Raw genomic sequence first — 12,921 nt, 5'->3', positions numbered from 1 at the left:
AGCCACAGCCATCCGGCCCCGATCCACCACACGCCCATCAGCGCCAGGGCGGCGGCGGGCAGCGGGGTGTAGGTGTGGGCCGCACCGAAGACGTCCAGGGTCAGACCCGCGAGGCCGGCGGACGTGACGGCGAGACCCGCGCGCGAGCGGAGCCTGCGGCGCTGGAGCAGGATCGCGATCAGGCCGAGGACGAGGGAGGTGGCGAGGGCCAGCTGGACCTCGACCCTGGCCAGGCCGGTCGAGCCGTACCACTCGCATCCGGCCGGCAGCCGCCTCTCCTTGATGCTGTAGTCGTTGCACAGGTAGCTCTTGGCCAGCTTGACCGGCTCGCCGAGGATCCTGGACGGCCCGGCCGAGCCGCAGGCGGGCAGGGCCCACGGGGCGGAGGGGCCGGTGCCGCGCTGCCAGCAGTTGCCCGTTCCCTGGCCGTCCCAGGAGACGCCGGCCCCGTTGGGGCGGTCGGCCCCGTCGGGCGTCACCCCGAGGTGGTTGCCCTCGTAGAGGTTGTGGTGGGAGGTGTCGAACTGCTTGTCCCAGGACTCCTCGCCCCGGATGAAGGCGGGCACCGCGAGCAGGTCGAACGCGGCGGACTCGTGACCCCAGATCCAGTTGTCGCGGAAGACGTTCCAGTTGCCGCCCGCCGTGACGATCCCGGTGCCCCGGGGCATGCCGATCTGCGGGCAGACGACGCCTCGCTCGTAGCCGCGTTCGGCCGTGGGTCTGGCACAGGTGCCGTCGGCGACGTAGCGGTAGTAGTCCTGGTTGTTGTCGTGGATCCGGTTGCGCTCGAACCGCGCGTGGTTCTGCGGCAGGCCCGGATGCCCGGCGAACGCGCTGTCCATCGAGGCGCCGCCCATGTTGTCGTAGAACTCGTTGTCGTGGACGTAGACCGAGTCGCCCGCCGTACCGGAGTAGCCCACCATGTTCTGGTAACTCTTGCAGCGCCGGATCTCGATGGAGTAGCGCGGCACGTCGTGGCCGCGGCCGTCGTTGATGTCGGAGGCGCTTCCCGGGTAGATGCCCGAGTCGCCGTTGCCGTGCGACTCGCAGTCGGTGTAGAGGCCGTGGTCGCTGGCGAAAGTCAGGAAGCCGTACTCGTCGTTCCAGCGGGTGAGCATCGTGTCGATGACGAAGCCGTCGGTGGCCAGGATGTAGAGCGAGTTGAACGTGGTCCGCTGAGCGGTGAAGTTGCGGAAGTAGATCCCGTTGGAGGTGTCGGCCCGGATCGCGTTCAGCTTCTTGTACTGCGCGTCGATGATCACGTCCGTCGGTTCCGCTCCGGTGCCCTCGATCTGCAGGTTCTCGATCCCGAGGATGGCGACCAGGTTCTGGTTGTGCRGGCACTGCCTCTGCTGCTCGTAGGAGAGGATCTGGTAGCCCCACGACGACCAGCGGGCGTCCAGGTTGGCGCAGGCGCCGGTGGGTCCCGGCTGGCTGGGCTCCTCCAGGTAGACGCCGGGCAGGATCGCGACGGTCATCCCCGGCCGGTCGACCCGGTCCACCGCCTCCTGCAGGTGGCGGTACCCCTTCTCCTGGCAGCGCTCGAACAGCTCCAGGTTGCGCTTCCTGAGGTCGGGCGGGAAGTCCGCGATCCGCCTGCCGAAGTCGGCGCGGTCGTTCTTGCAGACCAGCAGGTCGGGTTCCCCGGTACGGCGCACCGGGACGCTGCCCGACCCGTCGGGGAAGGTCACGGGGCGTTCTTCGTGGGCGAAGGCGGCGGAGGCGGGCAGCAGCAGGCCGAGGGTCAGCGCGACGGCGGTCGCGACCCTGCGCAGGGAACGCATGACCGCGAGAGTAGAACAATGTTCATGTTTTGCCTAGGCTTGGGAAGGCACGGCTCAGCGGAGGGCGTGGCTCAGCGAGAGGTACGGCTCAGCGGAAAGGCCCGGATCAGCAGAGGGCAGGGCTCGGCGGAGGGCGTGGCTCAGCGAGAAGTACGGCTCAGCGGGAGGTACGGCTCAGCGGGAGACGAGGCCGGTCAGGATCTGGTCGACGATCCGCTCGGCGATGTTGTGCGGGAGCTCACCGGCCCCGTCGAGCCCCTCGCTCCGGACGTACCACATCATCGTGCCGACCAGCGTCGCCATCGCGACGGGCACGTCGAGGTCGGCACGGAGCTCCCCGCTTGCGACGCCGCGCTGCAGCAGGGCGCTCATCGCCGCCCTGCGCGGCTCGATCGTGGCCTGCCGGATCCGCTCCACCAGGCGCGGATGCCGTTCGGCGTCGTTCATCGCGATGTTCAGGACACACCGGCTGCGCGCGTCGCAGGCGTCGCGCCGGACGACCTCCAGGTAGGCGATCAGGTCCTCGTGGACCGACCTGCCGCCCATCTCCGGAAGAGGCGACTTGAGCTTCGCCAGCGCGTCGACGACCAGGTCCTCCTTGTTGGACCAGCGCCGGTAGATGGTGGTCTTGCCCACCCCGGCGCGGGCGGCGATCGCCTCGATCGACAGCTCGGCGAGGCTCATGCCCTCGCCCATGAGGTCGAGGGTCGCGTCGATGATCGCTTTCTCTGCCCTGGCGCTGCGGGGGCGGCCCGCCGGGCGGGCCGCCTGCGTCTCATCAGTCGTGGTCATCGCACACCTACACTACTGCCGGTTCCTTACCGTGATCCAGGTGCTCGACGGGGGGAACGGCGCTGTTCTTGCCGGGCAGCCACTTCAGCACCATCAGGGCTCCGAGCAGCGCGATCGCGGCCGACACCAGGGCGGTGACGTGCATGCCGTCGATGAAGGCGCGCTTGGCGGGCTCGATCAGCGCCGCGCCGCGGTCACCGAGACCGCCGGCCACGCCGAGCGTCCCGGTCAGCGACTCGCCCGCGAGGTGCCTGAGCTGCTCGGGCAGGCCGGTCAGCACGGGGGCGATCTCCTCGCGGTAGGTCGCCGAGAGCAGCGAGCCGAGCAGGGCCACGCCGAGCGCGCCCGCGACCTGGCGGACCGTGTTGCTCATGGCCGAGCCGACGCCCGCCTTCTCCCGGGGCAGCGACTCCATGATCGTGGTGGTGGCGGGTGGCATGATGTTGGCCATCGCCGCGCCCTGGACGAAGAAGACGATCTCGATCACCAGCACCGGGGTGTTCTGGTCCATCAGCGCGTAGGCGGCCAGCGCGGCGGCCACGACGAGCATGCTGACGGTGGCGGTCAGCTTGCCGCCGAAGCGCCTGGCCATCTGCTGGCTGAGCGGGGCGAAGATGATCTGCGCGGCGGCGAACGGGATCATCAGTGCGCCCGCCTGCAGCGCGCTGAAGCCCAGCACGATCTGCAGGTAGAAGACCAGGAAGAACATCGCGCCCATCATCGCGAAGAACACGATGCCGATCATGCCGACCGCGGTGGCGAAGCGGGGGTCGCGGAAGTAGGTGACGTCGAAGGCCGGGTGGTCGATGCGGCGCTCGTACCAGACGAAGGCGACCAGCACGGCCACCCCGAGGACCGCCGGGACCAGCACCTCCGCACTGGTGACGGTGGCCAGCTCGCCGGCCCGGATGATGCTGTAGGTGAGGGCGACCAGGCCCACGATGGACAGGATCACACCGACCGGGTCGAGCTTGGACGGCTTGGGGTCACGCGACTCGGGCACGACCAGCGTGATGAGCACGATGCCGACCAGCACGATCGGCAGGTTGATCAGGAAGACCGACCCCCACCAGAAGTGCTCGATGAGCAGGCCGCCGGTGATCGGGCCGATCGCCACGGCGATGCCGACGCCGCCGGCCCAGATGCCGATCGCCTTGCCGCGCTCCTGGGGCGGGAAGACGTTGGAGATGATCGCCAGCGTGGCCGGCATGATCGCGGCGCCGCCGATCCCCATGAACGCCCGGGCCACGATCAGCTGCCCGGGGTCCTGGGAGTAGGCGCTGGCCAGCGAGGCGAGGCCGAAGAGCACCATGCCGATCATCAGCATGCGCTTGCGGCCGGTCCGGTCGCCGATGACGCCGAAGGTGAACAGCAGACCGGCGAAGACGAGGGTGTAGGAGTTGATCGCCCACTCCATCTGGCTCTGGGTGGCGCCCAGGCCCTCGGCCGGGTCGGCGATCGTCTTGAGCGCGACGTTGAGGATCGTGTTGTCGAGCACGACCGCCAGGAGGCTGAAGACCAGCACTCCCAGAACCTGCCATCGCCGCGGATGGCCGAGCTGGTGTTCCATTGGGGGTCCCCGTTTTCGATACGCTAAAGTTTCGCAACGCAACCGTAGCGCTCACCGTTTCGATACGCAACCGTCTCGTTTCGTATTTACGCGATGTTCACACCGGGGGTCCGGCGGCGGCGGTCACGGCCTTCTCGGCCGGCACCGGGACCCTCCGCCAGAACGGCAGCGCGACCAGCACCATCCCCACGCCGACCAGCCCCGCGAGGGCGAAGGCCCAGCCGGCGCCGSCTCCGTCGATGACCGCTCCAGCGATCGGCGCGGAGGCGGCGCCGCCGATGAGCAGCGCCGTACCGTGCAGGCCCATCGCCTCCCCGCGGGCCCCCGCGGGGACCCAGCGGCTGAGGGTCTCGACCGTGGACGACAGCCCGGGGGCGCACATCAGCCCCGCCGGGAGCAGCGCGACGAGCAACCACCGCCAGTCGCCGCCCACCAGCCCCACCGGGATGGTGAGCGCGCCCATCCCCCCGACCAGGACCAGCGGGGAGAAGCCGCGGGACAGCCCGCCGTACACGAAACCGCCGACCAGCGAGTAGGCGCACCACAGCCCGATCGCCAGGCCGGTCCACGCCGTGTCGCCGGCGTGCTCCATGGCCGCCACCAGGGAGAGCTCGGAGGCGGTCAGCACGAAGGTGGCCGCGGAGGCGGTGCCCAGCAGCGCGATGAGCCCCGGGGTCAGCCACTGCCGCCTCAGGACCTTCTCCGCCGGCGCCTCCAGCTCCTCGGCCGAGCGGGTCGGCGGGTTCAGCAGGATCAGCGCCGCGCCGGAACAGGTCAGGCCCACCGCGACGATGGACATCGTCCACGCGCTGCCGAGCCCGGTGATCCCCATCACCCCGAGGGCGGGCCCGGCCATGTAGGACAGCTCGACCATTATCGAGTCGAGGGAGAAGCCGATCCTGCGCTGCTCGACCGGGACCAGGGCCGCCAGGCACTGCCTGATCACGCTGAACACCGGCAGGGCCAGCAGACCGGCCACCACCGAGGCCACCAGCAGCACGGGGTACGGCAGCGCCCAGGCGCAGGACCAGAAGGCGAGCTGCGCGACGGTGGTCACCGCCAGGACCGGGCGGAGACCGTGCCTGTCGACGAACCGCCCGGCCAGCGGCGACCCGACCGCCATCCCCACCGTGGTCGCCGCGCCGACCGCCCCCGCCGCCAGCCACCCCAGACCCAGACTGCGGATGTGCAGCGTCAGCGTGATGCCCATCGCCGTGGACGGGACCCGCGCGACCAGCCCCACCAGCAGCAACGTCCGCACACCCGGAAGGGCGAGCAGGCGACGGTAAGGTTCTATAGCCATTTTGATTGCTTACCTCCGCATGCATTGTGTCGTATGGCACTGACACCGCCGCCACTGGATTACCGCCGGGGCGGGGGGTGTTGAACGGGACGACCGCGTGCAATCATCGGAAACGTCCGGGGACGCCACTGGGGCGCCTCGAGACTCTTCTGGAGGGTTTTATGTCCTCTTCCGTCACCAGCCGGCCGACCTCCCTCTACGGCGGCCAGGCAGGACGAAGGATCACCGTCCGCGACATCGCCGCCGCCAAGGAACGCGGCGAGAAGTGGCCGATGGTCACCGCGTACGACGCGATGACCGCCAAGGTCTTCGACGAGGCCGGCATCCCGGTGCTGCTCGTCGGCGACTCGGCCGCCATGGTCGTGTACGGCTACGACTCGACGCTGCCGGTCTCGGTGGACGACCTCATGCCGCTGACGGCGGCCGTGGTACGCGGCTCGTCGCGCGCGATGGTGGTCGCCGACCTGCCGTTCGGCTCCTACCAGTCCTCACCGCAGCAGGCGCTGGAGACGGCCGCCCGCTTCATGAAGGAGGCCGGCGCCCACGCGGTCAAGCTGGAGGGCGGCCGGCGGGTGCTCCCCCAGGTCGAGGCCCTGGTCTCGGCCGGCATCCCGGTCATGGCCCACCTCGGCCTGACCCCCCAGTCGGTCAACGCCTTCGGCGGCTACCGGGTGCAGGGCCGCGGCCAGTCGGGCGACGAGCTCATGGCCGACGCCAAGGACCTGGAGTACGCCGGAGCCTTCTCCGTGGTGCTGGAGTGCGTCCCCGCCGACCTGGCCGAGCGGGTCACCGCGTCCCTGTCGATCCCCACCATCGGCATCGGCGCCGGCCCGGCCACCGACGCCCAGGTCCTGGTCTGGCAGGACCTGATGGGTCTGACCCCGCACCCCGCCAAGTTCGTCAAGAAGTACTTCGACCTGGCCGGAGAGATGGACAGGGCCGTCCGTGACTTCGCCGACGAGGTGACCACCGGAGCGTTCCCGGCCCCCGAGCACAGCTACCACTGACGCACCGCCACCCCGCCGCCCCGGCGCCTCCGGAGCTCCCGGAGGCGCCGGGGCGGCGGCACGCTCAGAGCAGGGTCGCCGGATCGGTGTTGGCGCCGCAGACGACCACGGCCACCCGCTCGCCGGGGGCCGGGGTGTAGGCGCCCGAGTGGAGGGCGGCGAAGGCCGTGGCCCCCGCGTGCTCGGCGGCTATCCGGTAGGAGCGCCACATCTCCCGCCGGGCGTCGACGATGGCCTCGTCGGACACCAGGACGCTGCGGACTCCCGCGGCGGCGGTGACGGCGTAACCGATCTCGCCGATCCGGCTGGCGCCCAGGGCGTCGGCCCCCACCCCGGAGACCTCCACCCGCACCGGGCCGCCGGCCTCCAGCGCCCGGTGCAGGGTCGGGATGAGCTCGGGCTCGACGGCGACCACGCGCGCCCTGCCCGCGACCGCGGCGGTGATCCCGGCGACGAGCCCGCCGCCGCCGACCGCGACGAGGACGGTGTCCACTCCCCCGCTCTGCTCCAGCACCTCCAGCCCGACCGTGCCCTGCCCGGCGACCACCTCCGCCTGGTCGTAGGCGTGGATCTCCAGGGCGCCGCTCTCCGCCGCCCGCTTGACCGACGCCTCGTACGCCTCGGCGTAGACGGCCCCGGTCTGGGTGACCTCAGCCCCCAGCGCGCGCAGCCCGGCCACCTTCACGGGGCTGGACACCGTCGGCACGAAGATCTCGGCCCTGACTCCCAGGGTCCGCGCCACATACGCCACCGCCAGGCCGTGGTTGCCGCCGCTCGCCGCGATCACCCCCGCCTCGGGCAGCTCCCCGGCGGTCAGGACCCGGTTGAAACCGCCCCTGACCTTGAACGATCCCGAGTGCTGCATCCCCTCCAGTTTCAGCAGCAGCCCGGGCGACACCTCCATCACCGGAGTACGGCGGACATACCCCGCGATCCGCCCGGCGGCCTCCCGCACATCCCCGACTGACACGTCCACGCCGACACCCTTCTCAGAAGGTGACCGTCCAGCCCTCCCGGCGGCCCTGCGCCGCAGTGTAGGAGACTCCGTGGACCTTCAGCCCGGCGGCGTCGAGCAGCGTGATCACGCCTCCGCCGTTGCCCAGCGCGAACGGCGCGGAGACGGCGAGCGTGAGCGTCGCGCCGGGGGCCAGCGGGCCGGCCGGCAGCGGGAAGGCGTTCTTCTGCCGGTCCGCCAGACGCCATCCGGTGAGGTCGACCGGCTCCGGGGAGGCGTTCAGCAGCGTGACGACCTCGTGCTCGGGCGCGGGCCCGGCGGGGTTGACCAGCGCGGCGAGGACGCGGACGGGTTCCTCTCCGGCGCCCGGCCGCGCGGGAGCGCCCTCCAGGGTGTGCCCCGTGGTGTCGTCGGTGTGCCAGGCCTGCGACTGGAAGGCCAGGAAGATCGCGATCCAGCGTGATTCGGCGGGGAAAGACAGCAGCAGGCCGCCGTCCTGCCATACGCCGTCGTCGCCGCGGAAGCGCTCGGAGTTGCCCTGGTTCATGTGGATGTCGTGGGCCCCGTTGCCGGGCCGGAATCCGAAGATCTTGTCAGGGGTCGCCGGTTCGGGGCCCCAGCGCTCGCCGAAGGCGTAGACGAGCGCCCCGGGGTCGGCGATCGCCCGCTGGACGTAGTGGTCGATCCTGTCCGCCAGGTCGTTGTCCACTCCCGGCAGGTCGGGCGGGAGCGGACGCATCGCGGCGGGGTCGAACAGGTTGCCCCGGATGTAGTCGAGGGCCGCGCCGCCGGAACGGGACGGCAGCGCCGTCCACCCTCCGGCGGCCTGGGGGAGGGCCTGGGTCACCGGGTGCCGGAAGTCCTCGTCGACGAGGTGGAGCAGCTCGGAGGGGGCCTGCTGGGACTTGACGTTGAGGGCGACCCGGTAGGAGACCCCCGCCTCGTCGACGAGGTGGATCTGGTAGTGGGGGGTGCCGGCGCCGTCTTCGCGCCGCCTGTCCACGGCCCGCCCCGCGAGGACCCCGTAGCTCTTCAGCGGCATAGATCCACCTTCCGAAAAGGTCGACTTTCCGGATTACACAGTGGCATCACGTGGAAAATCAGGAAAGCGCCTGAGCGAAATCGGCCCAGAGATCCTCGATGTGCTCGATGCCCACCGCGACCCGGACCGTGCCCTCACCGATCCCGTGGCGGGCGAGCTCCTCGGCCGTTAGCGAGCGGTGGGAGGTGGTCGCCGGGTGCAGGATGAGCGTCTCGACGCCGCCGAGCGACGGGGCCAGCAGCGCCAGCCGTACCGAGCTCATGAACCGCTCCCCCGCCGCGCGCCCGCCGACCAGGTCGAAGGAGAAGACCCCGCCGAAGTCCGGCAGCAGCTTGGCGGCCAGCGCGTGCGAGGGGTGTGAGGGCAGGCCCGGCCAGTGCACGGCCGACACCGCCGGGTGGTTGTCCAGGCGGACGGCCAGCTCGCGGGTGTTGGAGCAGTGGCGCTCCATCCGCAGCGGCAGGGTCTGCAGGCCACGCAGGGTGAGCCAGGCGGCGAACGGGTCGGCGGTGGCGCCCAGCTCGACCGCGAAGTGCCACACCTTCCGGTAGAGCTCCTCGGAGGCGAAGACCGCGATGCCGCCGACCACGTCGGTGTGCCCGCTCAGATACTTGGTCGTGGAGTGGACGACGACGTCGGCGCCGTGCTCCAGCGGGCGGCACAGGATCGGCGAGGCGAAGGTGTTGTCGACCACCGAGATCAGTCCGGCCTCGCGGGCCGCCGCGCACATCCCCGGCAGGTCGGCGACCTGGGTGACCGGGTTGGCGATCGTCTCCAGGTAGACCAGCCTGGTCTCCGGCCGCACGGCCGCGCGCAGCGCCGCCGGGTCGTCCTCGGGCACGTAGGAGACCGCGATCTGGAAGCGTGCGACCAGGTCGTTGATCATCGCGGCGGTGCCGCCGTAGAGCGGCTTCTGCGCGATCAGGTGGTCACCGGGCTTGAGCAGGCCGAGCAGCACGGAGTTGATGGCCCCCATGCCCGAGCCGGTGGCGACCGCGCCGACGCCGCCCTCCAGCCCCGCGACGGCCTCCTCCAGCGACCGGACCGTCGGGTTCGACAACCGCCCGTAGACGAAGGGGCCGTCGGGACGGCCCATCCCGTCGGCGAAGACGGCCGGGTCGTCGAAGACGAAGCCCGAGGTCTGGTAGAGCGGCACCGTGATCGGGCGGCTGCCGTCGAGCCGCGGCTGGGGAAGGTGGACGGCCCGGGTCTCCGGACGGAGTTCAGTCATGCGTTAAGAATGTCCGGTTCACGGGTTACTTATCAGAGCCAATTAGGCAATATTGGTTCATCATGCGAGCCAATTCCGAGCAACTGCTCGCCAAACTCGGACGCTGGTCGTCCGGCCGAGGCCCCCTCTACCTCCTGCTGGCCGTACGGCTGCGCGCCCTGATCGACGACGGCGAGCTGCCCCCGGACACCGTGCTGCCGCCCGACAGGGTCCTCGCGCGGTGGCTCGCGGTGGGCCGGGGCACCGTGGTCGCGGCCTACGACCAGCTCCAGCAGGAGGGCAAGGTGGTGCGCCGGCAGGGCAGCGGAACCCGAGTCTGCAGCGCCGATCCGCCCGCCCTCCGCGCCCTCGCCACCGACGGCGTGGTCAACCCCCTGCTGCTGCACCTGCTGGCCCCGCCGGACGGCGTCATCCTGCTGACCTGCGCCGCGCCGGACAGCCCTCCCCCGGTGCTGATCGAGGCCTACCAGGAGGCGGCGGCCCGGCTGGCGCGGGTCCGGCACGACATCGGCTACCACCCCGCCGGGCATCCGGTGCTGCGCGAGTCGCTCGCCTCCTACTACCGGGCACGAGGCGTGCCCACCACCGCCGGGGAGATCCTGGTCACCAACGGCGCGCAGCAGGCGCTGGCCCTGCTCGCGAAACTGCTGGTGTCCCCGGGGGACACGGTGCTGACCGAGGCCCCCACCTATCCCGGCGCGCTGGAGGCGTTCCGGGACGCCGCCGCCCTGTTCCGCGCGGCCCCCGACGCCGAGGCGTTCTGCGCGGCGCTGGCGGACCGGCCGGTCCTGGGCTATGCCGTCCCGACCGGCCAGAACCCGACCGGCGGGGTCATGCCCGCGCTGACCCGCCGCCGCCTGGTCAGGCTCGCCGCCGACCACGGCGTGCCGATCGTCGAGGACGAGGTCCCCGCCGAACTCTTCTTCTCCGGCGAGCCGCCGCCCCCGCTGGCCTCCTGCGGGACGCCGGGGCGGCTCATCACGGTCGGCTCGCTGAGCAAGCTCGTCTGGGGCGGCCTGCGCGTCGGCTGGATCCGCGCGGCGCCGCCGCTGATCTCCCGGCTGGCCCGGCTGCGGGCCATCCACGACCTCGGCGGCGACGTGCTCGCCCAGCTCGCCTCCGCCTGGCTGCTCTCCCGGGTCGACGAGCTGCGCCGCGACCGCGTCGAGGTCCTCCGGCGGCGCCACGACCATCTCCGCGCCGAGCTGGTCCGGGAGCTGCCCACCTGGACCGCCGAGCCCGCGCTCGGCGGGCAGACGATCTGGGTGCGGCTGCCGCACGGCGACGCCGACGCCTTCGCCCAGGTGGCCCTCCGCCACGGGGTGGCGGTGGCCCCCGGCCGCTCCTTCGACCCGTCGGGCGGCCACGGCGATCATCTGCGGCTGCCGTTCCTGTTCTCCGAGGAGACGCTCACCGAGTCCGTGGCCAGGCTCGCCTCCGCCTGGCGCGACTACGACGGCGCCCGCCACCCCCATACCCTGCGCGCCCTCCTCGTCTGAGCGAAGTCGTGAATTCCTCACTGTCGCCGGGCACGGCCGGTCTCCAGGATCGAAGGCATGACAGCGATTCAGGTGAACGGACTCAGGAAGAGCTACGGGGACTTCCTGGCCGTCAAGGACGTCTCGTTCGACGTCTCCCCGGGCGAGATCTTCGCCCTGCTCGGGCGGAACGGCGCCGGGAAGACCACGACGATGGAGGTGCTGGCGGGCTTCCAGGCCCCGGATGAGGGCACGGTGCGCGTGCTCGGACTCGATCCGGCCAGAGATCGGGCCAAGGTACGGGCGCGGATCGGGATCATGCTCCAGGAGGCGGGGTTCTTCCCCGACCTGACCGTGGCGCAGACCGTGGACGCCTGGCGGGACTTCGTCGCCGCCGCCCGGCCGCGCGCGGAGGCCCTGGAGCTCGCCGGGCTCGTCGCCAAGGCCGCCACGAAGGTGCGTCAGCTCTCCGGCGGGGAGAAGCGCCGCCTGGACCTGGCCCTGGCCGTCCTGAGCAGGCCCGACGTCCTGTTCCTCGACGAGCCCACCACCGGGATGGACGTCGAGGGGCGCAAGAACACCTGGGAGGTCATCCGGGGCCTCGCGAGGCAGGGCACCACGATCCTGCTCACCACGCACTACCTGGAGGAGGCCCAGCGGCTGGCCTCCAGTATGGCGATCATGGACCGGGGAGTGATCGTCGCGAGCGGCGGCATGGCCGAGACCCTGGCCGCCCAGACGGGGCGGGTCGCCTTCGAGCTTCCCTCCGTCGTCACCCCGGAGGAGCTGCCGGTGCCCGTGGCCACGTTGGAGGGCCGTACCGCGATCTGCCGCGTCGCCGACCCCGACCTCGCCGCCCAGACCCTGCTGAGCTGGGCGGGCGAGCGCGGCCTGCGCCTGCGCGGCCTGGAGGTCCGTACGGCGACGCTCGAAGACCTGTTCCTCGATCTCGCGGCGTCCTCCGCGACCGGCCAGGAGGAGTTCGGCCATGTATGAGCTCGCCGTCGTCTCCCGCTTCGGCGGACGGCTTTTCTGGCGCGACCGGATGGTGCTGGCCTCGTCCGTGGCGGTCACCCTGGGGGTGGGCACCGGGCTCCCCCTGCTGATCGACAAGGTCGGCGCCCCTCCGGCCGATGTGCTGGCCCAGCACATCGGGATGGTCCCGATACTGCTCGGGATCGCCTCGATGGGCCATATCGCGACCGTCCTCACCGCCCGGCGGGATCAGCTCATCCTCAAGCGGATGCGCGCCACCGGACTCAGCGACCGGGCGATCCTCGGCGGTGAGATCGTCAACACCTCGGTCCAGGCCGTGCTGCTGCTCGCCGCGAGCTCGCTGGTGCTGTACGCGCTCACCGGCCTGTCGTTCCCCCGCAACCCCCTGATGTATCTGCTGGCCCTGGCCGGCGGGGCGAGCGTGCTGGCCGTTCTCGGGACCGCCTTCACCGCGTTCGTTCGCAGGGCCGAGCTCGCAGGACCGATGACCATGCCGTTCTACTTCCTCGCGGGCATGGGGGCGGGCGGTTTCGGCCCGCTCGACAAGGTTCTGCCGGAGTGGCTCCTGACGGCGCTGGACCTGCTGCCCACGGGGGCGGTGGTCGACCTGGTCCGTACGGCCTACGCGGCCGACGGCACGCTCACCGGGGACCTGCGGGCGGCGGCCGTACCGGCGCTCACCCTGGCGGTCTGGGCCGCAGTCGGGCTCTTCGCGATCATGAAGTGGTTCCGCTGGGAAGCCAGAAGGTCATAAATTCACTGC

Annotated in this window: 11 protein-coding genes; 4 read left to right on the top strand and 7 right to left on the bottom strand. The window is 71.4% G+C overall.

The window, feature by feature from the left end:
* From CA984_RS22610 to CA984_RS22595, 4 genes are all read right to left on the bottom strand, one after another.
* The coding region (locus tag CA984_RS22610; protein ID WP_086575568.1) for a right-handed parallel beta-helix repeat-containing protein at positions 1 to 1,784 on the bottom strand (1,784 nt) is incomplete at its 3' end.
* Positions 1,785 to 1,958: 174 nt separating this feature from the next.
* Positions 1,959 to 2,576, bottom strand: a complete 618-nt coding sequence (locus tag CA984_RS22605; protein WP_086575567.1) for a TetR/AcrR family transcriptional regulator — start codon at positions 2,574 to 2,576, stop codon at positions 1,959 to 1,961.
* 7 nt (positions 2,577 to 2,583) lie between these two features.
* Positions 2,584 to 4,146 carry an MFS transporter gene (locus CA984_RS22600; protein ID WP_086575566.1) on the bottom strand — a complete coding sequence of 521 codons (1,563 nt, stop codon included), beginning with the start codon at positions 4,144 to 4,146 and terminating at the stop codon, positions 2,584 to 2,586.
* 97 nt (positions 4,147 to 4,243) lie between these two features.
* Entirely contained in the window at positions 4,244 to 5,449 is a 1,206-nt protein-coding gene (locus CA984_RS22595; protein WP_086575565.1) for an MFS transporter, read from the bottom strand.
* 161 nt (positions 5,450 to 5,610) lie between these two features.
* On the opposite strand from CA984_RS22595, the gene panB reads away from it, so the two are divergent.
* Entirely contained in the window at positions 5,611 to 6,456 is an 846-nt protein-coding gene (gene panB, locus CA984_RS22590) for a 3-methyl-2-oxobutanoate hydroxymethyltransferase (RefSeq protein WP_086575564.1), read from the top strand.
* Positions 6,457 to 6,520: 64 nt separating this feature from the next.
* On the opposite strand, the gene CA984_RS22585 is transcribed toward panB, so the two are convergent.
* From CA984_RS22585 to CA984_RS22575, 3 genes are read right to left on the bottom strand one after another with little or no spacing between them, the layout of a single operon-like run.
* Entirely contained in the window at positions 6,521 to 7,432 is a 912-nt protein-coding gene (locus tag CA984_RS22585) for a threonine/serine dehydratase (RefSeq protein ID WP_086575563.1), read from the bottom strand.
* A gap of 13 nt (positions 7,433 to 7,445) precedes the next feature.
* Positions 7,446 to 8,453, bottom strand: coding sequence for a DUF2278 family protein (locus CA984_RS22580; protein ID WP_086575562.1), 1,008 nt, complete (start codon positions 8,451 to 8,453; stop codon positions 7,446 to 7,448).
* 58 nt (positions 8,454 to 8,511) lie between these two features.
* Positions 8,512 to 9,684, bottom strand: coding sequence for a trans-sulfuration enzyme family protein (locus CA984_RS22575; RefSeq protein WP_086575561.1), 1,173 nt, complete (start codon positions 9,682 to 9,684; stop codon positions 8,512 to 8,514).
* 62 nt (positions 9,685 to 9,746) lie between these two features.
* Between CA984_RS22575 and CA984_RS22570 the strand changes: the two genes are divergently transcribed.
* Genes CA984_RS22570 through CA984_RS22560 form a run of 3 tightly spaced genes read left to right on the top strand, consistent with a single transcriptional unit; the run spans position 9,747 to position 12,912 of the window.
* On the top strand, positions 9,747 to 11,183 hold the full coding sequence (locus tag CA984_RS22570) for an aminotransferase-like domain-containing protein (protein WP_086575560.1): 1,437 nt from the start codon (positions 9,747 to 9,749) through the stop codon (positions 11,181 to 11,183).
* 57 nt (positions 11,184 to 11,240) lie between these two features.
* Positions 11,241 to 12,158, top strand: coding sequence for an ABC transporter ATP-binding protein (locus CA984_RS22565; RefSeq protein WP_086575559.1), 918 nt, complete (start codon positions 11,241 to 11,243; stop codon positions 12,156 to 12,158).
* Positions 12,151 to 12,912 carry an ABC transporter permease gene (locus CA984_RS22560; RefSeq protein ID WP_086575558.1) on the top strand — a complete coding sequence of 254 codons (762 nt, stop codon included), beginning with the start codon at positions 12,151 to 12,153 and terminating at the stop codon, positions 12,910 to 12,912. The genes CA984_RS22565 and CA984_RS22560 overlap by 8 nt, the downstream gene beginning before the upstream one ends.
* The last annotated feature ends 9 nt before the right edge of the window (positions 12,913 to 12,921 follow it).

Origin of the sequence: Streptosporangium minutum (assembly GCF_002149035.1) — a bacterium.
Taxonomy (GTDB): Bacteria; Actinomycetota; Actinomycetes; order Streptosporangiales; family Streptosporangiaceae; genus Streptosporangium; species Streptosporangium minutum.
Note: the sequence above shows the minus strand (reverse complement) of the source record. Positions and strands in the feature narration are given on the sequence as shown.